This is a genomic window from Citrobacter sp. MGH105 (assembly GCF_001037485.2).
Lineage (GTDB): Bacteria > Pseudomonadota > Gammaproteobacteria > Enterobacterales > Enterobacteriaceae > Citrobacter > Citrobacter portucalensis.
This window is the reverse complement of the sequence record NZ_CP073049.1, coordinates 216,179-238,602: the sequence shown is the minus strand read 5'-3', so window position 1 is coordinate 238,602 and position 22,424 is coordinate 216,179. Positions and strand designations below refer to the sequence as shown.

Annotated in this window: 37 protein-coding genes and 1 pseudogene; 27 read left to right on the top strand and 11 right to left on the bottom strand. The window is 49.3% G+C overall.

Features of this window, described 5'->3' with window-relative positions; all coding sequences use genetic code 11:
- The first annotated feature begins 1 nt into the window (after nucleotide 1).
- From SK35_RS25605 to SK35_RS25490, 24 genes are all read left to right on the top strand, one after another.
- The gene (locus SK35_RS25605; RefSeq protein WP_015063027.1) at nucleotides 2-448 is read left to right on the top strand and encodes a hypothetical protein; all 447 of its coding nucleotides are present in this window, start codon (nucleotides 2-4) and stop codon (nucleotides 446-448) included.
- Between the two features lie 177 nt (nucleotides 449-625).
- The gene (locus SK35_RS25600) at nucleotides 626-3,007 is read left to right on the top strand and encodes a phosphoadenosine phosphosulfate reductase domain-containing protein (RefSeq protein ID WP_044713534.1); all 2,382 of its coding nucleotides are present in this window, start codon (nucleotides 626-628) and stop codon (nucleotides 3,005-3,007) included.
- Between the two features lie 181 nt (nucleotides 3,008-3,188).
- The gene (locus SK35_RS25595) at nucleotides 3,189-3,683 is read left to right on the top strand and encodes a hypothetical protein (RefSeq protein ID WP_015063025.1); all 495 of its coding nucleotides are present in this window, start codon (nucleotides 3,189-3,191) and stop codon (nucleotides 3,681-3,683) included.
- 57 nt (nucleotides 3,684-3,740) lie between these two features.
- Nucleotides 3,741-3,965 (top strand): hypothetical protein, encoded by a 225-nt coding sequence (locus SK35_RS25590; protein ID WP_022652360.1) that lies wholly within the window; start codon nucleotides 3,741-3,743, stop codon nucleotides 3,963-3,965.
- 138 nt (nucleotides 3,966-4,103) lie between these two features.
- Nucleotides 4,104-4,802 (top strand): hypothetical protein, encoded by a 699-nt coding sequence (locus SK35_RS25585; RefSeq protein ID WP_022652359.1) that lies wholly within the window; start codon nucleotides 4,104-4,106, stop codon nucleotides 4,800-4,802.
- Nucleotides 4,799-5,107, top strand: coding sequence for a hypothetical protein (locus tag SK35_RS25580; protein WP_022652358.1), 309 nt, complete (start codon nucleotides 4,799-4,801; stop codon nucleotides 5,105-5,107). Before SK35_RS25585 ends, SK35_RS25580 begins: the two co-directional genes overlap by 4 nt.
- A gap of 33 nt (nucleotides 5,108-5,140) precedes the next feature.
- Entirely contained in the window at nucleotides 5,141-5,665 is a 525-nt protein-coding gene (locus SK35_RS25575; protein ID WP_022652357.1) for an HNH endonuclease, read from the top strand.
- A gap of 30 nt (nucleotides 5,666-5,695) precedes the next feature.
- The gene (locus SK35_RS25570) at nucleotides 5,696-6,304 is read left to right on the top strand and encodes a DUF6012 family protein (RefSeq protein ID WP_022652356.1); all 609 of its coding nucleotides are present in this window, start codon (nucleotides 5,696-5,698) and stop codon (nucleotides 6,302-6,304) included.
- A gap of 155 nt (nucleotides 6,305-6,459) precedes the next feature.
- Nucleotides 6,460-6,696, top strand: a complete 237-nt coding sequence (locus tag SK35_RS25565; RefSeq protein ID WP_022652355.1) for a hypothetical protein — start codon at nucleotides 6,460-6,462, stop codon at nucleotides 6,694-6,696.
- Nucleotides 6,697-6,729: 33 nt separating this feature from the next.
- Nucleotides 6,730-6,978 (top strand): hypothetical protein, encoded by a 249-nt coding sequence (locus SK35_RS25560; RefSeq protein ID WP_022652354.1) that lies wholly within the window; start codon nucleotides 6,730-6,732, stop codon nucleotides 6,976-6,978.
- Nucleotides 6,979-7,062: 84 nt separating this feature from the next.
- Nucleotides 7,063-7,464, top strand: coding sequence for a hypothetical protein (locus tag SK35_RS25555; RefSeq protein ID WP_022652353.1), 402 nt, complete (start codon nucleotides 7,063-7,065; stop codon nucleotides 7,462-7,464).
- A gap of 183 nt (nucleotides 7,465-7,647) precedes the next feature.
- Nucleotides 7,648-7,959 carry a DUF957 domain-containing protein gene (locus tag SK35_RS25550; protein WP_022652352.1) on the top strand — a complete coding sequence of 104 codons (312 nt, stop codon included), beginning with the start codon at nucleotides 7,648-7,650 and terminating at the stop codon, nucleotides 7,957-7,959.
- A gap of 4 nt (nucleotides 7,960-7,963) precedes the next feature.
- Complete coding sequence (locus SK35_RS25545) at nucleotides 7,964-8,455, top strand: DUF3085 domain-containing protein (protein ID WP_015063020.1); 492 nt, start codon at nucleotides 7,964-7,966, stop codon at nucleotides 8,453-8,455.
- Nucleotides 8,456-9,024: 569 nt separating this feature from the next.
- Nucleotides 9,025-9,228 carry a hypothetical protein gene (locus SK35_RS25540; protein WP_022652350.1) on the top strand — a complete coding sequence of 68 codons (204 nt, stop codon included), beginning with the start codon at nucleotides 9,025-9,027 and terminating at the stop codon, nucleotides 9,226-9,228.
- Between the two features lie 49 nt (nucleotides 9,229-9,277).
- The gene (locus tag SK35_RS25535; RefSeq protein ID WP_022652349.1) at nucleotides 9,278-9,502 is read left to right on the top strand and encodes a hypothetical protein; all 225 of its coding nucleotides are present in this window, start codon (nucleotides 9,278-9,280) and stop codon (nucleotides 9,500-9,502) included.
- Nucleotides 9,503-9,536: 34 nt separating this feature from the next.
- A complete protein-coding gene (locus SK35_RS25530) occupies nucleotides 9,537-9,743 on the top strand; it encodes a hypothetical protein (protein WP_032610492.1) in 207 nt (68 codons plus the stop codon).
- A gap of 229 nt (nucleotides 9,744-9,972) precedes the next feature.
- Nucleotides 9,973-10,326 (top strand): hypothetical protein, encoded by a 354-nt coding sequence (locus tag SK35_RS25525; protein ID WP_022652347.1) that lies wholly within the window; start codon nucleotides 9,973-9,975, stop codon nucleotides 10,324-10,326.
- Nucleotides 10,327-10,336: 10 nt separating this feature from the next.
- A complete protein-coding gene (locus SK35_RS25520; protein WP_162859439.1) occupies nucleotides 10,337-10,513 on the top strand; it encodes a hypothetical protein in 177 nt (58 codons plus the stop codon).
- Between the two features lie 120 nt (nucleotides 10,514-10,633).
- Nucleotides 10,634-10,915: a hypothetical protein gene (locus SK35_RS25515; RefSeq protein ID WP_022652345.1), complete on the top strand. Its 282-nt coding sequence runs from the start codon at nucleotides 10,634-10,636 to the stop codon at nucleotides 10,913-10,915.
- 237 nt (nucleotides 10,916-11,152) lie between these two features.
- On the top strand, nucleotides 11,153-11,758 hold the full coding sequence (locus SK35_RS25510; RefSeq protein WP_015063019.1) for a hypothetical protein: 606 nt from the start codon (nucleotides 11,153-11,155) through the stop codon (nucleotides 11,756-11,758).
- 433 nt (nucleotides 11,759-12,191) lie between these two features.
- Nucleotides 12,192-13,532, top strand: coding sequence for an ISNCY family transposase (locus SK35_RS25505; RefSeq protein ID WP_000589001.1), 1,341 nt, complete (start codon nucleotides 12,192-12,194; stop codon nucleotides 13,530-13,532).
- A 420-nt stretch (nucleotides 13,533-13,952) separates the two neighbouring features.
- On the top strand, nucleotides 13,953-15,191 hold the full coding sequence (locus tag SK35_RS25500) for an IS110 family transposase (RefSeq protein WP_003030308.1): 1,239 nt from the start codon (nucleotides 13,953-13,955) through the stop codon (nucleotides 15,189-15,191).
- A 475-nt stretch (nucleotides 15,192-15,666) separates the two neighbouring features.
- Nucleotides 15,667-16,239 (top strand): cytochrome b/b6 domain-containing protein, encoded by a 573-nt coding sequence (locus tag SK35_RS25495; RefSeq protein WP_001515348.1) that lies wholly within the window; start codon nucleotides 15,667-15,669, stop codon nucleotides 16,237-16,239.
- A gap of 199 nt (nucleotides 16,240-16,438) precedes the next feature.
- Nucleotides 16,439-17,362 (top strand): cation diffusion facilitator family transporter, encoded by a 924-nt coding sequence (locus SK35_RS25490; protein ID WP_032610488.1) that lies wholly within the window; start codon nucleotides 16,439-16,441, stop codon nucleotides 17,360-17,362.
- 121 nt (nucleotides 17,363-17,483) lie between these two features.
- Here SK35_RS25490 and SK35_RS26995 read toward each other — a convergent pair.
- Nucleotides 17,484-17,600: pseudogene (locus SK35_RS26995) on the bottom strand (hypothetical protein); the annotation flags it as partial.
- A 24-nt stretch (nucleotides 17,601-17,624) separates the two neighbouring features.
- Here SK35_RS26995 and relB point away from each other — a divergent pair.
- From relB to SK35_RS25475, 3 genes are all read left to right on the top strand, one after another.
- Nucleotides 17,625-17,864, top strand: a complete 240-nt coding sequence (relB, locus tag SK35_RS25485) for a type II toxin-antitoxin system antitoxin RelB (RefSeq protein ID WP_000534858.1) — start codon at nucleotides 17,625-17,627, stop codon at nucleotides 17,862-17,864.
- Nucleotides 17,864-18,151 (top strand): type II toxin-antitoxin system mRNA interferase RelE, encoded by a 288-nt coding sequence (gene relE / locus SK35_RS25480; protein ID WP_000323025.1) that lies wholly within the window; start codon nucleotides 17,864-17,866, stop codon nucleotides 18,149-18,151. The genes relB and relE overlap by 1 nt, the downstream gene beginning before the upstream one ends.
- Nucleotides 18,152-18,221: 70 nt before the next feature.
- On the top strand, nucleotides 18,222-18,380 hold the full coding sequence (locus SK35_RS25475) for a type I toxin-antitoxin system Hok family toxin (RefSeq protein ID WP_064758473.1): 159 nt from the start codon (nucleotides 18,222-18,224) through the stop codon (nucleotides 18,378-18,380).
- Nucleotides 18,381-18,613: 233 nt separating this feature from the next.
- Here SK35_RS25475 and SK35_RS25470 read toward each other — a convergent pair whose 3' ends face one another.
- The 10 genes from SK35_RS25470 to SK35_RS25425 all read right to left on the bottom strand — a co-directional run bounded on the left by SK35_RS25470 (nucleotide 18,614) and on the right by SK35_RS25425 (nucleotide 22,422).
- Nucleotides 18,614-18,820 (bottom strand): hypothetical protein, encoded by a 207-nt coding sequence (locus tag SK35_RS25470; protein ID WP_044255297.1) that lies wholly within the window; start codon nucleotides 18,818-18,820, stop codon nucleotides 18,614-18,616.
- A 39-nt stretch (nucleotides 18,821-18,859) separates the two neighbouring features.
- Nucleotides 18,860-19,210: a hypothetical protein gene (locus SK35_RS25465; protein WP_032610485.1), complete on the bottom strand. Its 351-nt coding sequence runs from the start codon at nucleotides 19,208-19,210 to the stop codon at nucleotides 18,860-18,862.
- A gap of 23 nt (nucleotides 19,211-19,233) precedes the next feature.
- Nucleotides 19,234-19,803 carry a hypothetical protein gene (locus tag SK35_RS25460; protein WP_032610483.1) on the bottom strand — a complete coding sequence of 190 codons (570 nt, stop codon included), beginning with the start codon at nucleotides 19,801-19,803 and terminating at the stop codon, nucleotides 19,234-19,236.
- 44 nt (nucleotides 19,804-19,847) lie between these two features.
- Nucleotides 19,848-20,180, bottom strand: a complete 333-nt coding sequence (locus SK35_RS25455) for a DUF5417 domain-containing protein (protein WP_032610481.1) — start codon at nucleotides 20,178-20,180, stop codon at nucleotides 19,848-19,850.
- A gap of 124 nt (nucleotides 20,181-20,304) precedes the next feature.
- Nucleotides 20,305-20,553: a hypothetical protein gene (locus SK35_RS25450; protein ID WP_050596976.1), complete on the bottom strand. Its 249-nt coding sequence runs from the start codon at nucleotides 20,551-20,553 to the stop codon at nucleotides 20,305-20,307.
- Nucleotides 20,554-20,612: 59 nt separating this feature from the next.
- Nucleotides 20,613-21,167 carry a hypothetical protein gene (locus tag SK35_RS25445; RefSeq protein ID WP_015063016.1) on the bottom strand — a complete coding sequence of 185 codons (555 nt, stop codon included), beginning with the start codon at nucleotides 21,165-21,167 and terminating at the stop codon, nucleotides 20,613-20,615.
- Between the two features lie 185 nt (nucleotides 21,168-21,352).
- Nucleotides 21,353-21,634: a hypothetical protein gene (locus SK35_RS25440; protein WP_032610524.1), complete on the bottom strand. Its 282-nt coding sequence runs from the start codon at nucleotides 21,632-21,634 to the stop codon at nucleotides 21,353-21,355.
- Nucleotides 21,621-21,758: a hypothetical protein gene (locus SK35_RS25435; RefSeq protein WP_163181309.1), complete on the bottom strand. Its 138-nt coding sequence runs from the start codon at nucleotides 21,756-21,758 to the stop codon at nucleotides 21,621-21,623. Before SK35_RS25435 ends, SK35_RS25440 begins: the two co-directional genes overlap by 14 nt.
- A complete protein-coding gene (locus tag SK35_RS25430) occupies nucleotides 21,752-22,168 on the bottom strand; it encodes a hypothetical protein (protein ID WP_032610480.1) in 417 nt (138 codons plus the stop codon). Before SK35_RS25430 ends, SK35_RS25435 begins: the two co-directional genes overlap by 7 nt.
- The gene (locus SK35_RS25425; protein WP_032610479.1) at nucleotides 22,168-22,422 is read right to left on the bottom strand and encodes a hypothetical protein; all 255 of its coding nucleotides are present in this window, start codon (nucleotides 22,420-22,422) and stop codon (nucleotides 22,168-22,170) included. Before SK35_RS25425 ends, SK35_RS25430 begins: the two co-directional genes overlap by 1 nt.
- Between the last annotated feature and the right edge of the window lie 2 nt (nucleotides 22,423-22,424).

The following is a 22,424-nucleotide window of genomic DNA, read 5'->3' as shown; positions in this document are numbered from 1 at the left end:
AATGTTCAATAAACTTTTGATTGCGTCCGCTAGCTGCATCAATGAATTTGCGAGTGAAGTCCCGCAAAGCGTCTTCTTTTCCATTGATACATCGCTGGCTCAGCGTATCCGTGAACTGGCGGCATACGTGAAAGAGAATGATTTGTACGTTGCAGAGTTTTTCTTCTATGACTGCCTCTGGTCCGAAACATCGGAAGAGGACATTGAGGAACTCATGGCGAAGGCTGCATTTATTGAAAGTGACAGTAACGGGCAGGAAACCATGCTCCGGGACGTCATGCCGTCCTCTCGCACGGAAACAACTTCCATCCGGGTCATGAAAGAATCATTTCAACTGACGGCTGTACCCCGCCATTGCGGTGATGACATGATGCTCAATACCCCCAGAATTCCGTTGGCAGAGCTGGAATCAAATACGACGGTTTTAATTACCCAGCAGTATTCGTGAGAGCGTGGTAAAGATAATATATTTATTGCCGCGTAATTCTATTTATTCAGTGCTATTTAGTTAAATTGGCATAATTCCAATTTAACTAAATTTATCTTCACATATTGCACTGAAGATATTAGATGGGTTTAATAAATAACGCGATAATGCAGCGAAAGCCAAAATTCAGGAAATAATATGTATATCGAAATAAAAGAAACATTCCTTGAATTACCCTCAGAAATTCAATTTTCTGAGGCGGCTAACGCTGCCATTCTGACGCAGGATAAATGGGGCGATGTCTGGCAAACACTGAAGACCGATGCGGATCTGAATTATACCGATGCCGGTGAGCCGGTCAGTCTCGCATCGCGCGTGACGACGGCAACCAGTGCCATTTATCATGCGATTACCGAAGGCTGGACCATGTGCGTCGGCTACAGCGGCGGGAAAGACTCCCACTCGCTACTGCACCTGTTCCTCATGGCCCTGATCCGTGCCGTACGGAACGGGTCGAACGTCAGCCAGCACCACTTCATTCAGATCTCCAACACCCTGATTGAAAACCCTGAGATGCATCATCAGTCCACGCAGGTTCTCAGCCAGCTCCGAGCCTTTATTGCCGAACAGCAACTGCCCGTGACCGTCCTGGTGGCCCACCCGTCCATGACCCAGAGCTGGGTCGGACGCATTCTGACCGGGCGCGGACTTCCGACCTGGACAAATTCCAATACGCGTCAATGCTCTACAGATCTCAAACGCTCTCCACTGCGCCAGGCCAAAGCCCGTTATTTAAAAAATGCACCAGCTTCCGTCCGCAACAAAGTGTGCCTGATGCTGGGTTCCCGCGATGATGAGAGCGCCCGTCGGGCAGGCAACATCCTCAGAATGGGCGGGCAGTCGGACAGCGTCTCGCTCACGGAGCTCGGCGGCGAACTGTACCCGGTGAAAGAGTGGCGGACACAGGATATCTGGTCATTTCTGATGGCCTGTGGTTCGCTGGCGCGATTTCCGCTGCCAAGCTTTTTGCCGGACAACTTCAGCCTCGCCACGCTTTACAAAGACGCGACCGGGGAATGTATCTGGACGCCGGAGAAATACACGGCCCGGTCTTCTGCCTGCGGCGCTCGCTATGGATGCTCGCTATGCTGCGCCGTCGGCATTGACCACTCGATGGAAACCTTACTCCGCACTGATCCTGAGAAGTACGGCTACCAGGCTGGTCTAAACCGCCTTCAGCGTTTCCTGACCAAAATCCAGTACGACTGGAGCCTTCGGGATTATATCGGCCGCAAAGTGTTTGAGGGCGGGTATGTGCGTCTTCAGCCCAATGTTTTCTCGTCGTCCCTGACCGAACGACTGTTCCATATCTGTTGCAGCCTCGATTACGTGGAGGCCCAGCGGGCCGCAGCGGTGCGGGAAAAGTTACTTTCTGGCGAGGTCGAAGATACGGCGCATAACCGCCGCATGGCGGAGCCGCAGTTTCGACTGGTGCAGGAAGCCAACGTGCTGCATATCGACTTTCTCTGGTCACTGCATTGCTTTAACCCGCGACCATTTCGCGCCATCGAACTTTACCGCCAGGTGTGGGAAGGGGGGGCACTGGATCTGCTCGACGATGAGCCAGCTATGCAACCCGTACCCCGCACGCCGATGCCAGCACCACGCTGGATGAAGTTGCCGGAAGGCCGTATCGGGACGTCATTTGACGGGCTGTCTGATCCGTCTGCCGAAATGGCCTATTTTGACGGTCGGGAGGATGACCGTGCTTCCCGCAGCCTGCTGAGCAGCGGGGAAAGCCTGAACATCGTTGCATTCGAAGAAGAGGATGAGCTGACGGTCGATGAAGACACTGCGTCCTGGATTATCTGGCATGAATATGACGGATTACGCCAGCGTGTGTCTGACGGTGAGTTTACCCCCGTGGCGGCGGCACAGTACCTGCTTAGATACGGCGCCGTCCGAATTTCCCGGGGGAAAGGTGCGGTGTACCACCGCCTCGCTCAACGCGGGCAGGCCTTTTCACGTCTTGGCATTAACGACCAGACGCCGCTGCCGTCCCTGCTCGTCAGCCACCGTTTCAAGATCCTGACCGACTGCGATTACCGCCTGCTCGTTGCCCGTAAACTGCGGGGGCAGCGGCAGAAACTGCGCTTCTGGTGCTGTGTTGCGGCCTGTGTGGCGCTGCACACCCACAACCGAACGCCTCTTGGGGCATGGATCACGACGCAACTGGAGAACGAACGCCAGCAACATCTGGCCCGGACGGGTGACGAACTGAAAGCCGGTCTGCTCGACGCTGTACTGACTCTCTGTAACCTGCGGATTAAGCCTCAATCAATGCAACCGGAGGAACGGTTGTATTACCGGGCTGTCAGAAAACGCTTTCTGACGACGTTAGCCAGGTGTATTTCCCAGGAGTACGACGAAACCTTACGGGAGGTTATTTGGGCGCTGAGGATGCTGTCCGGTCCCCAGTCTTCGAAAAAGACGGGATTCCGGCATGTGGATGATTGCCGGGAGAGTACTGCGGCACTGTTAAGGCCTCTGCTGAATCGTCTGGTCCGCCTGCTGGCGTGAGGCAATTAGCACAATCAGACAGACCTAAAAAAGCGTGAAAATAGCCCCGTTAACGGAAAAATAGATGAAATGTGTGTGGTGTAATGCTCGCAGGGGTGAAGTCCGTTACGGTGCGGGTTTGAAAAGTAACTTTTTTCATCAGACTAACAACATCCATTTTAAAACTATTAGGGACTGATATATGACCGATAAAGAGGATAAAAAAAGGAACTTAAGGAAGATAAGGGGCATTTCAATCAACTGGGAATTTAATAAGCCCACTGGTAAGGAACACCTGCTATTAATTATTGCCATAGTGGCATGTATTTTCCCTAGTCAGATTTTTTTCAATTCCTCTCTATGGAGCGGCTTCCTGTATTTAATTTGTGTTGCGGGTAGTTATGCATACCTGGCTATACCTCATTTTAAACATCGTAAGGAAATCTGGAAGGGATGGCTTGACCAGTCGCTGAAAGAGTACCAGCCGCTTGATCTGCAAGCTTGGGAGGTTTTTAAGGCCCGCGTTAGTGAGGAAGGCATGACTTATGTTGCTTTTGAATCATGGATGAATACTGAGGCTAGTGCTTTATATAAAGAACCCAAACAAGAATGGTCATTTGTCGACAAAACACCGGTCGGAGAAAATGATCAGTCAGAACCTGTTCAACAGATTTCAGTAAGTAATAAAAAAGAATAGATAATTTTAATCGAAAACCGTCCTGAAAACAGGGCTAATTATCCAGAGGATTGCACTATGACTATTCAAGAAAAAAATACCGTTTTCATTTTTAATGCCTGCCACGCTGACAAGGCCACTGCCTCCAGCGCCAATGCACTTTACAGCCTGGAAGTTGAATATCCGATGACCCTGAATGATTTGTCATTGCTGTGTGAGTCTGTCGCGAAAGCGTTGGATGCACCTGGTTGCGTGAAATATGAAATTACGACCGAGCCGGTAGTGGAAGCGGATGAAGATTAATTCGGGGTGTGTACACCACGTTTTCAGGAAGGGATGTAGAGTCCCGCGACCGTGTAACGACTGTCGTTTCCAGGGATGGGCGAATAAAGATGGATAGGCTTCTCAATGTGTGAACCATGTGTGAAAGGAGAAACCACAGTGAAGACACGTGGAATGCTTTTTAAAGATGAAATGGTCAGGGCAATTCTGGCAAACCAGAAAACACAGACGCGGCGGATTATAGAGCCTCAGTACAGTTCACCTGAATGGTCGGTAAGGCCTGCGCAAACACCGCGACATCGTGGGCATACGCATGACTGGTGGCTTCCAACAGGAACTCAGCCAAATTCGGCGCTTCGCGCCTGTCCGTACGGTGTAGTTGGCGACCGTATTACTGTACGTGAAGCGTTTTCCTTGCTCGGGAATGAAGATGCGTGCGCGGTGGACTGGAATGACAACATTGTGATGGACAGATCTGAAGCAGCCCGCATTTACCGTGCGAGCTGTGAACAGCGTTCGGGGGATTATGGGCTGTGGTCGATCCCTGATGAGGCCGACTGGAAGCCCCGTACAGAAAATATGAAGTTCGAAGGTGCGTGGACACCTTCTATCCATATGCCTCGCTGGGCCAGCCGTATAGTACTGGAAATCACCGATTTGCGAGTAGAGCGGTTAAACAGCATCAGCGAAGAGGATGCGAAAGCTGAAGGAGCCCCAACCGAATGTTGTGTTATTGGCGATAAGCATTTTCTTGGCTTCCGCAGCCTTTGGAAAGACACCTATGGAGAAGACAGTTGGCAGGCCAACCCGTGGGTGTGGGTAATCAATTTTGAGCGCATTGCTGGGGAAGTCGCATGAATAATGAGGTGAGTTCGCTGGGTACGGAAAAACCCGAAGGTCCTTTTGTTCTTCTGACGTTAGTCGGTGATGGTTTTATCTTCGATGAGCGGCACGAGATTATCAGGATAAATGGAAGACCAAAGCAGGTCGGAGTAAAGCGAAATTATTTTGAATCTGATCTGGGGGAAGGGAAGGCGAAATACTGGACAGTGGATATTAATGAGGCCCATGTATTCCCCACTCTGGATGCCGCGACCGAACAGCTATGTAAATTAAGCCGACCACACCTGATTAAAATCCGAAAACTAATTCAGGAAATTTAATAAAAAACCGTCTTAATATGGTTGGGAGGTCCGGTGAAAGTTCTAAATAACAAAGGCTCAGTAATCGAATTACCCAATTTTTCAGAACTCCTCCCGAAGGTTAAATCTGATGATGGGCGATTTTCAAAGCCCAAAAATAAAATATCCAAAGAGCAACGAGCCGAACTGCGTTTGAAATTTGGTGGTCGGTGTGCCTATTGCGGCTGTACTCTGCCGGAAAAAGGCTGGCATGCCGATCATGTTGAACCGGTGAGGCGGGATTTTGAAATGGTCAGAGCCCCCGCTGGAAGTCGAGTGACACACCAGGCTCGAAGTACCGGTAAGGTCATGCATCCTGAACTGCATGCAATCGAAAATCTTTTTCCGGCTTGCGCCCCCTGCAATCTCTTTAAAGGTGCATTGAGTGTTGAAGGAATGCGGAAAGAAATAAGCCGCCAGGTAGAACGCGCCAGGGCATACAGCGTCAACTTCAGGACCGCAGAGCGATTTGGATTAATTGAAGTCACGGAGAAGCCGATTGTCTTCTGGTTCGAAATGTATCAAGCGACACCGAAATAATTGAAACCATAATAAACGAGGATAATGACGATGTTTTTACACCTGGTACCTAAAATCCTGCATCCGATGGGAAATCTCTGCACGCTGGATTCCGTGAGCGTCACGGAACTGTCGCTTCACCTGACAGGAAATGACCTGGTTGCGATGCGCCCTTATCCGAACAAGCAATACCTGGTGGGTATGCTGAAGGGTCGCAAGGCATTGAATGGATTTCTGGTCAAAATTCCCCGAGCGTTAGAAGAGTTTACGATGGTCTCCGTCTGGAATATTGAAGGATACGGCAAAATAACGCACACCCTGAAGACCTTTGTCGAAGATACGGAATATGACCTGGTTTCCCATGACGTGCTGCTGGCGCAAGGGAGCTACCGGGCACAGGCGTCTGAAGAGTATCGTGTTCACCCTGTCTATAAAAACATTGCGCCGGTACACATCGAACCGAAGATGGAGTCCCTGCTGTCGACCGAACCCAATTTAGAGAACGATGTCTGTGAAACCTATTCGTGGGGGATGCTGGTGCGTACGCGGGAAGAGGGGTTTAAGGCAATGACGATGCCATCAGCCCGTCTCAGGGAGTCTGAGGCACTGCGGGGGGATCGCCAGCCACAACCGGAGCAGGCCATTGTTATTAGCGGGTGAGTGGCGATCAGCCTGATGTCGTTGCACAGGCTGACAGACTCTCAATGGATATACCGGGGAAGTTGATTTTCCAACCTGTAGGTTATTCGGTTCGTACCCCGATTCGGTATAATTAGTTAAATCATAGTTAGTTTATTATGTGTAAGGACATAAACATGGATGAATATCTGGCGCTGGACAAGGCACTCATCGAAGTTCTAACCCCGGTTCCTAAGCCGTTCGCGACATTATTTGCCGGAGAAATCAAAGCAGAGTGTCACAGGATTGCCGCTAGGGAAAGCAATCCGCAACCATTGCGGATTCTTGACCGCCGTTTGCAATCGCTAATTAAGGACGGTCGCATTTCTTATACAACCGGAAAAGGTTGGCTTAAATGTGGTGGCACCGTATAACGGTATTTTCAATACAAAAAATTGGAAAGAATCATGACCAGCAATCGCTCCCGTGAAATAAAAACACCGCCTGTGCATATTATTGCGGATTACGTTCTTCGCTTCATGAAGAACAATAAAGAAGCAAAATTGTACGAAGCAATGAGCCGTCTTGAAAGTAAAATCAAACTCTTTGTTGCTGACGGCCATGATGAGCAGCATATCCGGACACAGTTAAATCAGGCCACACAATGTCATACCAAAGAAACACTGAAACGGGCCTGTGAACGGATTTGTATTTAACCTCATGTTATACATTCTGCGAGTGGTAGGCTGGCCTTTGACATCGTAGCCAGATTCTACCACTGAAAGAGGGACGCAATTTTAATGAAATTTATCCTGTTGTTTTTCATTTTAGTCATTCTGATCTGGGGGTTTACAGGTCTGGCTTTTAAAGAAGCCATTATATTTACGTCCGTCGGACTGAGCATTTCGGTTGTGGCTTTGTCTGCTCTCCTTGTGGTAGTTCTGACATTTGTAATGGCTGCAATGTATGCAACTCAGGAACTGGGTGCGCTGGGAAAAATGATTATCGCTCAGGTTGTACTGACCGGATTATGGAACCTGGCTTTTTCTATTATCCCGGACGGAAAGTTACTTTCTTTTTTCGGCGTAAATATCTGGCAATCCGGCTCATACCTGGTTTACTTCATGGCAGTGTTGATAGCTGTTTTCGCGACGTTCGTCGCGTTCCAGAAGCAGCAGTATTTTTTACCTGATGCACCATAAGCCTTCCGATATGGAAGGTTTTTTCCTTCAGTGCTGAGTTTATTTATAGCGGGTCTGTCTTTACACCTTTTTAAACTAAATTCTGTCCTATCTAATTTATCTATTTTTTTTTTTTGCTCTTTGGGTTATTAGCCGGGAGAGTCGGTTTGTTATATTGGGTTTACACCAACCGAGGGCAAAAAAATGCAGATTAATAAAGTCATGTCTTTTCTTGATATTCTTTCTAGCTGGCTTGAAGACAATATTAATATGGAGTCTGAGCTGGTCTTCGATAATGATGTAGACAATACCACCTCAGAAGCCCTGTATCCCGCAGTGGAAAAAGCTAACGCGGTATTGAGCAAACTTGCATCTCTGTCGTCTGATACGATTCAGGCGACGCGTCAGCGTTTACAGGACGCTGTCGAAGGCAATGGGGAGGTTTCTCCTGCTGACGTCAAAGAGCTGCTCTTGGCAACCAAGCATTTGATGCTAGCGCCGGATTGCGGAGAATAATCAGATGAGCAGATTAACATTCGAGATTTCAGGGGTAAAAAAACTGCTTAAAGAAATCCAGTCAGCGGATCAATTCCTTGCAACCGTTGATCAGCTTTTTGAGCCAACAAATTATCCGGGGGGGGTGCCTCTTAACGAAGCTGGTAAGACGGAAAAAGAAGCTTGCCTGGCAGGGGAAGTTTTCTGGCCATCGCCAAAGCATATGGTTCAGACCCGTCTGACCCCTCAGATTACTCTGGTAAAAGGCCATGGCGTCTGTCTGATTACCAATGCTTCTCTGGATGGAAGTCCTGTCTCCCGAGATACAGCTATCTATGCCCGTGGAATGAATCCGTCGCTTGATGAAGATTGGAATTATGAGTCTGATCAGATTATGGGAGGAGATGATAGTACAGTTACAGTACCGCTTGAGTGGTTTGAACTCGCAATCGAAAAGAAACTTAAGGCTTTTAGTCTCAAAGTATCCCCTACAAAAATAACGCTGGTGAATGGATAAACGAGTCACAGGCTGTATCGGTCTAACATGGTCTGTCCCTGATCTTTCAGCCAGCCGAACAGACCCACCTTAAAAGGAGTATTATGGCTGACACAAAGCGACCTATTTCCCCGCTTACACAGGCCCAAATCTATGTGTTGCATCGTCTGGCAAGCGGAACGCAGTATGAGATCTGCGGTGAATTTCGTCGGGCCCGGGAATGCCGGATGTATAGGGGGGCATCGGATGATGTGCGATGCCGTAGCACCCCGGTCCTCTTTCGGCTTGGGTTGGTTGAGCTGGCCAATCCGTCCCAGCGGCCTTTACCGGGAAGTTATTATCAGGTCAAGCTGAGCGCCACTGGGAGTGATCTCCTGAGGTCCATCGAACGCGACTAAATTTTTCAATTGGAACCGTTTTTCTCTCTGATATCAGGACGGGATGACCACAGGTACCTCGAAAAGAACCTCGCCATTGCCAACCCTGAGGCGCTATTTTTTTCTGGTCAAAATAGGCCCGTTAGCGAAAAAAAAACGGTATCTGATGTGGTGTAATGCTGTTGTCATTTCACCCCAGAAGGATAGCTACTGATGAAATTGTTTTATAGCAAACCAGTTCGCTTTATCGTCATTATCTGTGTATTTCTCCTCGGCGTTGATAACTTGAGCGATATGTTCGCCGATGTTTCCCGATCTGTATTCTACGGCGGTCTCGCTGCTCTCCTTGCAATTGCCGTCGTCATTGCCCGAGTTGGTTACACCAAAAATGCGGACAAGGCCAGCCAGGCGCAGTAACTTTTACTCAGCCACCTTTCGGTGGCTTTTTTTTCATAAGGACTGACTCATGCACAACATTGAAATTTCTACCGTCGCCATTTTCAGCGCCCAGTTTAAAAACATCGAAGACGCCGAGAATGCCGGGGCCCTATATTCAGTCGACATCGAATATCCGATGACGCTGAATGACCTGTCGCTGCTGTGTGAATCCGTAGCAAAAGCCGTTGGTGTCCCTAATGGAGTAAAGTACCAGTTTGTCACTCAGCCGCAACCGGAAGAAAGTGATTATTAACGCTTATGGCGACTGGCTGAACAGGAGAAGAACATTGCCCCATGTTGATCACACCCGGACGCTCCGGGTCCAGCTGTACGATGCCAGCCGCTTTCATGATGGCGCGACGGCGGAACAAGCTGGCGAACTGCATACTGTCGCATTCAGTAAACCCGCGATTACCGATGATATTCAGAAAATTGTGGATACCACTGCCGAGGTGCTCGGTAGACGCTACAGCGTTAACGTATTCTCAAACTGAGCGCCGGAGAAGGAGGTGTCCAGGTGACCTCCTTCTACCTTTTTTTAAATCAAAGACCGTCAAATTTAATTCCCCTGTCAGACGTCATCGGCACACTTAAAATAAAACCCGTCCTTTTCCCGGTTGCCATTTTCACTTTTCAGATATTCGTCAAAATATTTCACCACGGGTTATTTGGGCCAGAGGCCGTATTGATATAATGAGTTCACATTTCTGAAAGGAGTTTTAGATGAATAAGTCTCTGGTCAGCTTTGCGGAATTATCCGGCGATGCTATTAATCTTGCGCGACAGTCGGTTATCGAGATGGAAATGACCGCTGCCCGGGAAAAGATTGGAAAGGCTCGTTCGTTATTCCGCTCAGGTATTCATCGTGCTGTTAATGGCTATCCGCTGATTCAGTCGGCGGCTAACCAGATGAGCGTCATTAAACGACTCCAGAGCGACACAGAATATCTCGATGCCTGTATTACTGAGAATCTTTGTATGTTCTCGACAGAGGGTTATCTGTACCTGTTTATGCAACGCCGCTTCATTAATGAACCCGTGTCTGAAGGCCGGGAACTGAACAATATTTCCATTTAAAGGTGACATTATGAAACCATTTGGACTTGCCGGAAAACCGCAGCCTGAGCCCTGTGGCTGCTGCTGGTACTACCCGGAGGATTGCCGTTATGCTGCTGCGAAACCGCTTTACCGCCGCAGCCAGCGTAAGGCTGAGCGTCAGCGTCAGCGTGCGACTATTACCCGCACACTGGCCGAATCACGATAGCCGTAAGGACTGCTCATGCCTGGGCTGACAGTACCCTGTTACCTGGCGGCATTATCCGCTGTGAGTGATTATGATTAAATACGTCACCACGTCGACTTCCCCGATATCACCGGAGCAAAGATGAAACTCAGTCAGTTGGAGGCGGGGATGACCGTTTGGTCACTCTTCCGAACCAAAATGGGCAATACCACCATTAAGACAGTAACTCTTCATTCTGTCGTTATTCAGGAGGTTTACGATAACCACGTTATCGCCAGCTGGAACCGCAATGCGCCGCGTCGGTTCGGGGAAACGGCGATAAGTAGCTGGAAAAAAGATAAGCCGCTACTCATCCGCGACCGTTCCGGAAGTGCCCGTTTGGCGACGCGGGAAGAAAAATCCCGAATATTGGAATCAAAATAGCGCCCGTCCATCTTATCGGTTTGGCCCGTTCCGTTCTCAGCGTATTCCGGTGATGGCAGTTTCCCCCCCCCACTTAACTGTAGGGAAACAAAACAGCTCATTGCATCCCACCTTCCTGCTGTCATTTCCCTCTTTAATCCCGTTTTTTTCGAGCCCTTAACCCGCAAACTAGCTCCCGTTCACCGGGTATGATCAGCGTGTCTGTGACCATTAATTTTCAGAGTGAGGAGAGGGTACATGAACCAAACTGAATCGGACCCGTCCGGATATACCGCAACAACGGTCGATGAAGAACGCATGGCCATCAGGGAACTGATCGGCGAAGTGGTCGGCCGCTACCGTAGACAGGTACCGCCTGATCGCGTCCAGAAAGCTACTTTTGAGGTGAATGGCGGGCTGCTCATGGGGCTTTTGCTTGCTCTGCTGATGCTGGTATGTATTATCCAGCGTGTGGCAACTGGCGACCGACTGATGAGCTTTACCGGAGAGCCTGACGTCCGGGATATTCAGTTTACCCTGATGCTGGTCATGGAGCTCGCACTTGGCATTGTTGTCTGGTTCCTGATTGCGACGGGGGACTATTCGCGTCCCTGGCTCTATCGTCTTACTCCGGCAAAACCCGTCTGGCTTTTTGATGAAGTGGAGGACTCCGATTTGGTGCTGCTTTCCAGCAATCCCTTTATCAAACGCTGGCTTCACGAGGAACTAACGAAAATCAGGCGACTGACGTATACCCGCCTCGATGAGAAACTGGAGAAAATCGCCCATTACCCGGATAGCCTAATGCACAGTTGTGTTCGTGCTCACCGTTTGTCACTGATCGCGGGTTCGAAGACTGACTGATTACAGCCGGAAAGAAGCGGGGGACCGGACGGGCTGGCGGCGTTGAGTGTAGAGATTTGCATCCGTCTGTTTCGTCAGCGATTACGTCAGCCGTCCGCTGTTACGGCCTGCGAGGCAGCAAAACCTGAAATACTTACTTATTAAATATTTAGGCGGTCGACCTGTTCGTTTGAAGGGGGCTGGGTGGTATAATGGCTTCGGTGCTGGAGGCTTTTGCCCCAGCCAGCAGAATCACTGTTTGACTGTGGTAAAAAGCAGAAAGCCCCGAGTAATTTTTTCAAATTAACCCGAGGCCCCTGATGCTAGTCACATTAAAGGTTAGCCTCTTACCTGCAAAAATGCAAGGAGAAGAAGCCATGTGTTAACACCAAGCTGTAATGTCCCCTTTGAACCATTCTAAAATGTCCCCAGACAATTCTCTGGGGGATTTTTCATGATCAAAGAGACTGTTACGATGAGTCATAAGGAACTCGACCGACTTCACATTATTCAGGAGTCACTTAATCGCCATATTACTCAGGAACAAGCTGCGGCACGCATTGGCATTTCTATTCGGCAGGTTAAACGTCTGGTGCAACGGTATAGAAATGAAGGGCCTTCTGGTCTAGTTTCCCGCCGACGTGGAAAGCGTCCCAATAATTCCTTTTCTACCGAATTCAGAGCAACAGTAATTTCACTCCTCAAAGGCCGCTACGCTGATTTTGGACCTACGCTTGCGTGCGAAAAATTGCGCGAGATACACGGCTTGTGTTTATCCATTGAAACTCTCAGGAAGTGGATGGTAGAGGAGGGCATATGGCGCGAACGTCGTCGTAAGTTTGCCCGAATTTATCAGCGCCGGATGCGGCGCCCATCCTACGGTGAACTCATCCAGATTGATGGCTCGCCTCATGACTGGTTTGAAGGTCGGGGCCCCAAATGCACACTGATAGTCTTTATCGATGATGCTACCAGCGCTCTGATGGCGCTACGATTCGCTCCTGCAGAAACAACCCGGGCTTACATGGAAACCCTCCGGGGTTACCTTAATGATCATGGCGTACCACTGGCTCTCTATTCTGACAGACACAGTATATTCAGAGTAAATAACCCGGAGCGGGAAGGAGAGTTGACTCAGTTCACACGTGCGATAAAGACACTGGGCATCGAGCCAATCCATGCCAACAGCCCGCAGGCAAAAGGGCGGGTAGAGCGTGCCAATCAGACACTGCAGGACAGGCTGGTCAAAGAAATGCGGCTTCAGGGTATCAGTGATATTGAAACAGCAAACGCATGGTTGCCGACCTTTATTGAAGCCTATAACAACCGGTTTGCTACGCCGCCTCGTATTGCTGATAACGCCCATCTTGATGTACACCATTCTGAAGAGGAACTGGGTTATATCTTCAGCCTCCAGGCGAAGCGCGTTCTCTCCAAAAATCTCACTTTCCAGTACAAAAGCAGTGCGTTTCAGATTCGCAGTGAAGGCCGGGGATATCGACTTCGGCATTCGGTTGTCACGGTATGCGAAAGCTTTAACGGTGAAATTAAGGTTCTGTATGATGGGAAAGCGTTGGGATGGGAAAAATATGTTGATGGCCCGGAGCCTATACCACTGGATGATGAAAAAAGTGTCCATGAACGTGTGGATAATGCCCGTTTTGATTTACGCTCAAAATTCTACGTAAAACCTAAAGCTGACCATCCTTGGCTCACGCGCCGCACGCAAAGTAATCAGCAAGTGAAGCCCCCTAAATTACCCAGAAAGAAGGCTGATCCCGATAAAATGGACTGAAACCAGGCGTTATTCAGTTGAGTGCATATCCAGTCATAGGATAGATTCTTACGTAGCGTTTCTGGCGTGCATTTTCGGGTGGTTTGTTACTGTTTTTAACGGGGACACGTCAGAAACGCGCTCAGGCCGTCTGAGCGGTACGCGTAATGCGGCGTTATGGTAAATAGCCTATGCTAATGTCCGCTAAGAGCGAGATATAGTCATTCGCACCCTGAGAATTACACTTTAAGTGATTCAGGGTATGCGCTTACTGGTTACGAATATTGAGCGAGAATCACGTGATGATCGCCGCTTTTCTTTCGAGCCAGTGGGTGCTCCACGTTCGCTAACGAATACTCAGGGCATGCAGATAAACTGCTGGCTATATTTCTTTCGAAGAGCGTGGAATGCATACCAATCCCCGATAAAAAGGAGTTGGTGATGACTGCGACTAATCAATTTGCTGCGCACGTTGGTCTGGACTGGGCAGATAAAAAGCACGATGTCTGTGTTCAGTTTAAAAACGGTGAACGCACATTCCATGTGATTGAACATACGCCGGAAGCACTTGATGTCTGGCTTACCGAGTTACACCAGAAGGTAAAAGGCAGGATCGCTATCGCCGTTGAGCTGAAGAAAGGTCCCGTGGTGTATGCTCTTCAGAAATATCCATTTATCACCGTTTTCCCCGTCCACGCTTTGTCCCTGGCTCGTTACCGGCAGGCCTTCTCGCCCAGCGGCGCTAAAGATGACCCGCAGGATGCCGAGCTGGCATTAGAGTTAATGCTGCGTTATCCCCAAAAGATAAAAGCCATTGAACCCGACAATGCGGATATCCGGTTACTCCAGCAACTGGTTGAGCAGCGCCGTCAGCTGGTTGAAGATAAACGCCGTTTTGTGAACCGGATAATCAACACACTTAAACAGTATTATCCTCAGCCACTGGAGTGGTTCTCACATCGGGGTAGCTTACTATTGTGTGAGCTGATTATCCGGTGGCCCAGTCTGCAACAACTGAAACGAGCGAGGCGCGACACGATCCGCAACTTTCTGAATGCCAAAGGTGGCCGCGCAATGGCTCTTACCGAGCAACGTGTTGCGAGTATTGATAACGCGATCCCATTGACTACAGACCCGAGCGTTATAGAGGCTAATGCTTTGATGGCAACAGCACTGGCGACACAAATTAAAGTCGTGAGTGAAATCATCAAAACCTATGACGAACGAATCGAAGCGTTGTTTGACACATTGCCAGATGCGGAGCTGTTCAAATCACTTCCGGGCATGGGGCCGTGTATGGGCCCACGAATGCTTGCTGCACTTGGTGATAACCGTGACCGGTTTAACAGCGCTGAAGAAATTCAAAACTACGCAGGTATTGCACCGGTGACAGAACGAAGTGGCCAGAAATCCTGGGTTCACTGGCGATGGCAGTGTGCCAAGTTCGTCAGGCAAACCTTTGTTGAATGGGCTGCCAAGACGGTTAATTCATCATACTGGGCCAGACTGTATTATCAGGGCCTCAGAGAGAAGGGCAAATCTCATCAGTCTGCGATCCGGGCACTGGCGTTCAAATGGATAAGGATCATTTACCGCTGCTGGAAGGCCAGAACCCAGTACGATGAAGCAAAATATTTGCTGGCTCTCGAAGCGCGCCACTCGCCCTTACTGAAGCCATAAAAAGCTTGTCGAATGTCTCAGGGCGTGAAGCGGACATTGCAGACTGCCCAGTAGAAAAAGTGCTATCAGAATTATCTAAAGGAAGATCGTATTTACCATGTCTCATTCTAACTGTTTAATAAATTACAAAAATTAAAATTTCCATTTAATATCATCGCGTTAAGCAAGAGAATTAAACCTCTCATTTAATTTATGATTCTTATTTAATTCATGAGTTGGTGTAAAAATAGGTTGCCGCACTATAGAAAGACACATATTTAAACCCAGCAGGAAATCATATTTGAAAGTAATGTGTTTAAGGGGCTGCGTAACAAGAACAGCAAGTAAACACATAGTAATAACAGTTACCATTCCCATTTCGCAAGTGGCCATATCAGAGGTGAACTAATGCCTGCTGCAATTTTAAGAATTAAGGTTATCCTAATAATTCTTTTGTATGATTAAGATCATCGATAAATTTACTAAGGACTCATTAATGAAATTGCGACTCTGGAATCTATTACCCCATGATTACGCTCCTTTTTTTCGTATTCTTCACATCATTGTGGCATTTCTAATATTATCACAAATTATTAACTCTAATCTGACAGAGACCGAAGCAATTGGTGAACATAGTCTTGAAGGAGTTATAACCTGGATGCACATTATTTCAGGGTTAGGACTGATTATTTGTGGTTTTATTATGTTAAGTTGGATGCTTACTCAAAGAGGTTTTACTTATTATTTTTCATGGGTAGGGCTTGACTTTAGTGGTATTAAGCAAGATATAAAAACGTTGACTAGTTTCCGACTGCCCGATGCACATTCGGGAGGTATTGCCAGTACAATCCAAGGATTTGGAGTTCTAGCATTGCTAATTGTAGCACTTTCAGGTGGCCTATGGTTCTTGTTGAATACCATGCAGTCAAATCTGGCTGAAACAGTAATCCACTGGCATAAGTTCTTTACTACTTTCATTGAGGTCTATTTTTATGCACATGGTGCAATGGGAGTTTTGCATATTTTAATTGAAAAATATAAAAGCCGCTCAGTTAACCTAAGTGACTAATCTGTTGTGAGATAATATTACTTCAAGTTGAAGAAAACCCTAAAAATAAAATTTAGTTTACTAGAAGATGAAACAGCACTTGCAGAGACTTTTTAATTAAATTTAATAAAAACGAAAAAATATTCATGGCGAAATGATTGTTTAATTATCTATCATGGATAGAAATGTGAGTTAGTCGTCCTATTTTAGGAAGTTAATAATGACTAAAACAAAAGGGTTACCTCGTCCGCTGACGCACTACGCTTGGCTTTCCATTGCCACGGCTATTGCCACTATCGGACTCAAAGGTGTGGCGTGGAAAATGACCGGTTCGGTCGGTCTGCTATCTGATGCCATCGAATCCGTAGTTAACCTCGCAGGAGCCCTAATGGCGCTCTGGATGCTGACCTTGGCTGCGCTTCCGGTCGATGAGAACCATGCATATGGGCACGGCAAAGCCGAATATTTCTCGAGTGCTTTCGAAGGATTTCTGATCCTATTGGCGGCAGCCAGTATCGCCTATACCGCAGTTGAGCGGATGTTAACTCCACAGCCGCTTGAGGAGATTGGTCTCGGATTACTGGTTTCAACAGTCGCATCAATCCTTAATTTTGTGACGGCTCGCATTTTGTTAAGGGCTGGCAGGCAGCACAACTCTATCACTCTTGAGGCAGATGCTCATCACCTGCTGACCGATGTCTGGACGTCGGTCGGTGTCATTTTTGGTGTCGGACTGGTTTATCTGACCGGCTGGTTTTGGGTCGATCCGATCGTTGCATTGCTGGTCGCAGCCAACATCGTTTGGACTGGTTATCAGCTTATGAGTCGTTCAGCTGCAGGTCTGATGGACGTATCGCTACCCACGGAAGAACTCAAAAAAATCGAGTCACTGCTGGCAGGATATCGTGAACAGGGGCTTGATTTCCATGCACTACGTACACGCCAGGCTGGCGGGCGGGCGTTTATGACAATGCACATCCTAGTTCCTGGGCGATGGACTGTTCAATATGGGCACGACTGGGCCGAGCGTATAGAGAATGATATCCGCACCGCACTGCCTTTTATCCATATCACCACTCATGTGGAACCGTTGGAAGATCCCGCGTCAATGAACGACCAAACGCTCGACATTTCTGATCACTAAACTAACCACATGTCGCTGGTCGGGCAGGGTAACAAACCTCGCTCTACAAAAATTTCAGGTATTCTCTATAATTCTGAGGGTACTTGATGTGACCTGCGCCCAATTGTTGGGCACGCAATATTTTTAAAAAGTCCGCTTCTGGCACAAAGCGGACAGTGATCACCGTTCTTACGACTACTTTCTGACTTACTTCGTGACTTGCCCTAAGCATGTTGTAGTGCGATACTTGTAATGACATTTGTAATTACAAGGGGTGTAAGACATGGGTAGCATTAACCTACGTATTGACGATGAACTTAAAGCGCGTTCTTACGCCGCGCTTGAAAAAATGGGCGTAACTCCTTCTGAAGCGCTTCGTCTCATGCTCGAGTATATCGCTGACAATGAACGCTTGCCGTTCAAACAGACACTCCTGAGTGATGAAGATGCTGAACTTGTGGAGATAGTGAAAGAACGACTTCGTAATCCTAAGCCAGTACGTGTGACGCTGGATGAACTCTGATGGCGTATTTTCTGGATTTTGACGAGCGGGCACTAAAGGAATGGCGAAAGCTGGGCTCGACGGTACGTGAACAGTTGAAAAAGAAGCTGGTTGAAGTACTTGAGTCACCCCGGATTGAAGCAAACAAGCTCCGTGGTATGCCTGATTGTTACAAGATTAAGCTCCGGTCTTCAGGCTATCGCCTTGTATACCAGGTTATAGACGAGAAAGTTGTCGTTTTCGTGATTTCTGTTGGGAAAAGAGAACGCTCGGAAGTATATAGCGAGGCGGTCAAACGCATTCTCTGAACCAAAGCATGACATCTCTGTTTCGCACCGATGGTGACACTTCTGCTTTGCGTTGACAGGAGAAGAAGCCATGAAACTGCCGAACCAACCCGTTGTTTTGTGCGTATTGATAGTATGTCTTACGCTGTTGATATTCACCTGGCTTACGCGCAATTCGCTCTGCGAACTGCGGCTGAAAGACTGTACGCGGGAAGTGTCGGCTGTGATGGACTACGAATCCGGTAAGTAGCTGAAAGAGGGGGGGTAACCCCCCTCGATTCAGATGTGGCCAGCAAGCCAATAGCACCTTTAGAAAAGGGTTTCTCCGGTCGGGGAAACCCTTTTTTCCTTCCGTTCGGTGGCAGACCGCCACTCAATTACCCAAGGCATTCAACAGTCTCAGTGGAATACCGTCGGATTAAAATTCTCCCCAGAACGGCTGCGGCTCGCACTGGGTACCTCCTCCTGCGTCCTGTTTAATTCTCAACGCCTCAATTTTTCGAGGACCCGCCGCAATTTCCGAACCTGGCTGGTCGTGGAGAGAGTACTGGTTTGTGGATGACATGCACTGGTCTTCTCATTGGGCTGTAGCTCATAGGACATAGCCAGTGCGGTCAGTGCTTCTTCAGCATCCAGCAGAGCTTTAATGGCCGTCTGGCGCATCTCTGCACGGCGTTCAATTATGGTCATGTTTGTCCTTGCTGCATCCGGTAAAATGACGCCGGGTATTCAGTCTTTCACGTTTTTCAGAATGGCCTGGCGGCAGGCATTCCAGATCGTCTGGGCATTCGCATCGCAGTCCACGAACCCGCCGCATTCCTGATAGATGACCTGGTAGACGCTGTCTGGGATCTTCTCCGGTACAACCGGGGAAAAGATGCTGACGGATGCCTTTCCTTCGGCGGCGTCACAGACGGCGTCCAGATGATTCGCCATCCATTCGGTTAAATTCAGATCCTCCTGAATTGCCTGCGCCTTATAGCGTTCTTTTCTTGTTACAGTGGCACGCATCTGAATTTGTACGCTCGCAGGCTCTTCGCCCTTCATCGCATTCTGAAGTGCAGATTTGGGCTGTTTCATCTTCGTTTTCATTTTCAATCGCACTATTTGGAAAGCGGCTTGTCTTCAGTGGGCTGAACCGGGGCTGTCTCCCCCGGCGTAACCAGCACACCAGCTTCACTCAGCACATGTCTCCACTGCTCATCCCGGTAGGCCGTTGCGGCGTCGGCAGAATCAAAGCATTGGTCGCAGGGCGGACAATTTACGGTAACCAGGCTCACTACCGGCTTAACGTAGTACGCTCTTCCCCGTGGATAATCTTTTCCACAAGGGGCATAGAGCTCCTCGTCCCCACCAACACGGCGGAGGTGGAATTCTGGTTGCTGGCTGGCCTGCTCGGACAGCTTCACGGATGCCGTCTGCCAAGCTGCGATAGCCCGGGTCATGTCGCTTTCATGCCTGGCAAGATCTGCATCCCGGCGAGCCAGTAGGTGCGCGATAATATTGGCTTCATCGTAATTGATGACCGCCATTAGTTGACGGGTCGCTTCATCCCAGTCCTGTACTGCGGAGCCATCCAGTGGATTAGCGAGGTGCGCCTGGTATGTCGTACGGTAATTTGCGGCAGCACCTTCCAGCTGGTGCAGTTTTTCATCCGATAGTTGTTCGGTCATTGCACAGTTCCTTTTAGATGCAGGCTCAACGCTTGCATTAAAATTCATGCCGTCTGTTTGGCTGCGGCTTTACGCTGGGCGGCGATATGGGCGGCAATCTGCTTTTTGAGGCGCTTATAGTCAGCCCTGAAGCGTGCCACGTCATCGATCTCAATCATGTACCCGCAGCTGTAACCGGCATGCCCAAACGCATCGTCATCTTCGTAGTTTGGACAGTGATCGCTTTCCCAACCCGCTGCATCCAGCAATTCATCAATAGCGACGAGGTGTGCCCTGGGCGCATTCTCAATGATGAAGTAGAGCGAGCGACCCCAGAAGTGGCTGCGGGTACCTTCGATAACAGCAGTGTCGTTCGTGGTCTGGCGGGAAAGTTTCATTGGATACTCCTTTGCCCGGAGCCGCCGGGGCGGGGGTGTGATGTTCACACCTTGTGTTTGCAGTATGCGGTCCTTTTCAGGCAACCGGGAAAGTAACTTTTCGCTGCTGCTGGTGGACTGTCGCCTATTGCTCGCCAGCCTTTTTCTTTAGATAGTTTACGTCTGACTCATCACATACCTGATCCATATGACGCTGAATCCATGCCGAGATAGTCAGGCCATTACGCTTCGCCTCACGGACATAGCGTGATTTTTTCTCCGGGGTCATACGCATCTGGACCAGTGCCGTTGCTTTGTCGGCCTCATCTTTTTTCGCGTTATCGTTGCCCTTCATATGGATCGCGTTAACGTGCTTTTCATTGTTATCGGTCATAGTGTTCTCGGTCAAACAGAGCCGCGTAGTGCGGCTCCCAGGGGGAGAGTGCAGCCGTGTCATGTCGCTGTTGAAACCGTCGGGTCAGGGGCCAGTCCTGTGGCGAGGTTTACGGAAACGTTCTGCACGTTAGAATGAATTGTCTGGTCAGGCTGTTGGTCTGTATTATGGACGACGGTGTCTGATGGATTGTCAGCCATTCGAACAAGATCACCGGCCATAACTTCGTGCCGATGATCAAGCATGACTACGCCAGTCCGTGCCTGGGCACGGGGTGTGCCGTTAGCGCTGCGGATGAATGCACTTCGAAATCCCGTCACGGTACGAACAGTACCCTTGTCCAGGACCCGCTGGCCCGACTCCAGAGTCTCAGCTGCGGCCGCATGAAATTCCGCCACGGCAGCAGCAAACCACTTTTCGAAACGGGGAGCAATGGTCTTCACGGCAAGCGAGGTACAGGAATAGACCTGTTCAACCTGCTTAGAACCGTTTTTATCGGTAAAGGCGATAATGCCGATTCGGCCACAGTTAACGGTGTAGAAGGTTGGTCTGAAGCCGTTGGTGAGGAGTGATTTAACAGCTGAGAAGAAAGCGGATTTAAGCATCGGTTTCATGGGGTTATCCTGTATGCCCGGAAACGCCGGGGCGTGCGGCCAGAGTGCCGCTGTGTGATTAAATATACAGAATCAGAGTTGTTTTGTCAATACAAAACAACGGGTGCTTTTTCCACCTGATAGCTGTATTTATTTTTTAAATCAGACTGTTAAAGTTGTAATGCGCAGTGCAGCAGCGGGCTGAGTCAGCCCACCGAGATCACCGCCGTTGTGGCTAACTCCTGCCCACGCCCGGTCAGCCGTACGCGATAGAAACAGCTCTGTTCTAACCCACTTTTCAGAGTGAACTCAATCAGGCCCAGCCGGAAGAGGGGCGGCAGACTGGGGGCATTAACCGGAAAATATCCCAGCGTACTGAGGCAATCTGGACGCTGCTCCATCCCTTTCTTTCCGTTGCCCTGCATCAGGTAGCGGGTTCCGGTATTCAGCCGACGCAGAGTATAAATTTGGGCGTTAGTCAGCGTCATGATCATCGCCCTCTTCAGTGGAAGAGCTGACCGGCTGTTTCCAGCCGCAGTGACAGTCCTGTAGCGTTCCATCCCCCCCTTCAAGGTACGCCAGGCACTCGGGGCAATACAGCTTCATTACCACGGGACCACCTCGACATGTTCACCCAGCCAGGCCAGCTTCTCGCGAAGCAGTTCGGCGGCATTCATCTGGTCTTCGGCCCAGAATGGAGCGAGTCCCATAAATTCGCACCAGTACGCCAGACCGGATTTTCCGTCGTCCCGGTAAGTCCAGACCGCCTGGCCGTGACCCACGCCGGAGTCGACGGTTACATACAGCCCGGGCATGCATTCACAGGGCTCCTCGCAGTCGCAGGTGCCACTCTGGACCACGCGTACTCGTCTCAGCTTCACTGCGGTACGCAGGCGCAGGAGCTCCTCCAGCGCATCAGCGTCGAATTTCGTCGTGCTGACAAGGGTGTTTGCACTGGTTTTACGCAGCGCCTGAATACGGGTGCGAAGCGCATCGTTGCTGATAGTAGCCTTAATCATCATTATTCCCCCATCTCACCCAGCTGCTTGCGGATTGAAACGCTTTCCGCACGGAGTTCATCTTGTTTTGCCAGCAGGAAACGTTTTACAAGCGCCATCGCGTCCAGAAATTCAGTGGGCTCACATTCAACCCGTTCGCACACGCTCTGAACGGCTTCCGTCACCAGCGGCATTACGTCCAGCGCTGTCTGCATTTCCGAAATCACAGAGGAGTTGCCTGCGTAACGGGTTGCCAGTGACAGAGTCTCTTTGCTCATGG

What these genes read in the sequence shown, in the direction of transcription:
- SK35_RS25605 (WP_015063027.1), top strand. Translation starts at nt 2, where the DNA reads ATGTTCAATAAACTTTTGATTGCGTCCGCTAGCTGCATCAATGAATTT.
- SK35_RS25600 (WP_044713534.1), top strand. Translation starts at nt 626, where the DNA reads ATGTATATCGAAATAAAAGAAACATTCCTTGAATTACCCTCAGAAATT.
- SK35_RS25595 (WP_015063025.1), top strand. Translation starts at nt 3,189, where the DNA reads ATGACCGATAAAGAGGATAAAAAAAGGAACTTAAGGAAGATAAGGGGC.
- SK35_RS25590 (WP_022652360.1), top strand. Translation starts at nt 3,741, where the DNA reads ATGACTATTCAAGAAAAAAATACCGTTTTCATTTTTAATGCCTGCCAC.
- SK35_RS25580 (WP_022652358.1), top strand. Translation starts at nt 4,799, where the DNA reads ATGAATAATGAGGTGAGTTCGCTGGGTACGGAAAAACCCGAAGGTCCT.
- SK35_RS25570 (WP_022652356.1), top strand. Translation starts at nt 5,696, where the DNA reads ATGTTTTTACACCTGGTACCTAAAATCCTGCATCCGATGGGAAATCTC.
- SK35_RS25565 (WP_022652355.1), top strand. Translation starts at nt 6,460, where the DNA reads ATGGATGAATATCTGGCGCTGGACAAGGCACTCATCGAAGTTCTAACC.
- SK35_RS25560 (WP_022652354.1), top strand. Translation starts at nt 6,730, where the DNA reads ATGACCAGCAATCGCTCCCGTGAAATAAAAACACCGCCTGTGCATATT.
- SK35_RS25555 (WP_022652353.1), top strand. Translation starts at nt 7,063, where the DNA reads ATGAAATTTATCCTGTTGTTTTTCATTTTAGTCATTCTGATCTGGGGG.
- SK35_RS25550 (WP_022652352.1), top strand. Translation starts at nt 7,648, where the DNA reads ATGCAGATTAATAAAGTCATGTCTTTTCTTGATATTCTTTCTAGCTGG.
- SK35_RS25545 (WP_015063020.1), top strand. Translation starts at nt 7,964, where the DNA reads ATGAGCAGATTAACATTCGAGATTTCAGGGGTAAAAAAACTGCTTAAA.
- SK35_RS25540 (WP_022652350.1), top strand. Translation starts at nt 9,025, where the DNA reads ATGAAATTGTTTTATAGCAAACCAGTTCGCTTTATCGTCATTATCTGT.
- SK35_RS25535 (WP_022652349.1), top strand. Translation starts at nt 9,278, where the DNA reads ATGCACAACATTGAAATTTCTACCGTCGCCATTTTCAGCGCCCAGTTT.
- SK35_RS25525 (WP_022652347.1), top strand. Translation starts at nt 9,973, where the DNA reads ATGAATAAGTCTCTGGTCAGCTTTGCGGAATTATCCGGCGATGCTATT.
- SK35_RS25520 (WP_162859439.1), top strand. Translation starts at nt 10,337, where the DNA reads ATGAAACCATTTGGACTTGCCGGAAAACCGCAGCCTGAGCCCTGTGGC.
- SK35_RS25515 (WP_022652345.1), top strand. Translation starts at nt 10,634, where the DNA reads ATGAAACTCAGTCAGTTGGAGGCGGGGATGACCGTTTGGTCACTCTTC.
- SK35_RS25510 (WP_015063019.1), top strand. Translation starts at nt 11,153, where the DNA reads ATGAACCAAACTGAATCGGACCCGTCCGGATATACCGCAACAACGGTC.
- SK35_RS25505 (WP_000589001.1), top strand. Translation starts at nt 12,192, where the DNA reads ATGATCAAAGAGACTGTTACGATGAGTCATAAGGAACTCGACCGACTT.
- SK35_RS25500 (WP_003030308.1), top strand. Translation starts at nt 13,953, where the DNA reads ATGACTGCGACTAATCAATTTGCTGCGCACGTTGGTCTGGACTGGGCA.
- SK35_RS25495 (WP_001515348.1), top strand. Translation starts at nt 15,667, where the DNA reads ATGAAATTGCGACTCTGGAATCTATTACCCCATGATTACGCTCCTTTT.
- SK35_RS25490 (WP_032610488.1), top strand. Translation starts at nt 16,439, where the DNA reads ATGACTAAAACAAAAGGGTTACCTCGTCCGCTGACGCACTACGCTTGG.
- relB (WP_000534858.1), top strand. Translation starts at nt 17,625, where the DNA reads ATGGGTAGCATTAACCTACGTATTGACGATGAACTTAAAGCGCGTTCT.
- relE (WP_000323025.1), top strand. Translation starts at nt 17,864, where the DNA reads ATGGCGTATTTTCTGGATTTTGACGAGCGGGCACTAAAGGAATGGCGA.
- SK35_RS25475 (WP_064758473.1), top strand. Translation starts at nt 18,222, where the DNA reads ATGAAACTGCCGAACCAACCCGTTGTTTTGTGCGTATTGATAGTATGT.
- SK35_RS25470 (WP_044255297.1), bottom strand. Translation starts at nt 18,820, where the DNA reads ATGACCATAATTGAACGCCGTGCAGAGATGCGCCAGACGGCCATTAAA.
- SK35_RS25465 (WP_032610485.1), bottom strand. Translation starts at nt 19,210, where the DNA reads ATGAAACAGCCCAAATCTGCACTTCAGAATGCGATGAAGGGCGAAGAG.
- SK35_RS25460 (WP_032610483.1), bottom strand. Translation starts at nt 19,803, where the DNA reads ATGACCGAACAACTATCGGATGAAAAACTGCACCAGCTGGAAGGTGCT.
- SK35_RS25455 (WP_032610481.1), bottom strand. Translation starts at nt 20,180, where the DNA reads ATGAAACTTTCCCGCCAGACCACGAACGACACTGCTGTTATCGAAGGT.
- SK35_RS25450 (WP_050596976.1), bottom strand. Translation starts at nt 20,553, where the DNA reads ATGACCGATAACAATGAAAAGCACGTTAACGCGATCCATATGAAGGGC.
- SK35_RS25445 (WP_015063016.1), bottom strand. Translation starts at nt 21,167, where the DNA reads ATGAAACCGATGCTTAAATCCGCTTTCTTCTCAGCTGTTAAATCACTC.
- SK35_RS25440 (WP_032610524.1), bottom strand. Translation starts at nt 21,634, where the DNA reads ATGACGCTGACTAACGCCCAAATTTATACTCTGCGTCGGCTGAATACC.
- SK35_RS25430 (WP_032610480.1), bottom strand. Translation starts at nt 22,168, where the DNA reads ATGATGATTAAGGCTACTATCAGCAACGATGCGCTTCGCACCCGTATT.
- SK35_RS25425 (WP_032610479.1), bottom strand. Translation starts at nt 22,422, where the DNA reads ATGAGCAAAGAGACTCTGTCACTGGCAACCCGTTACGCAGGCAACTCC.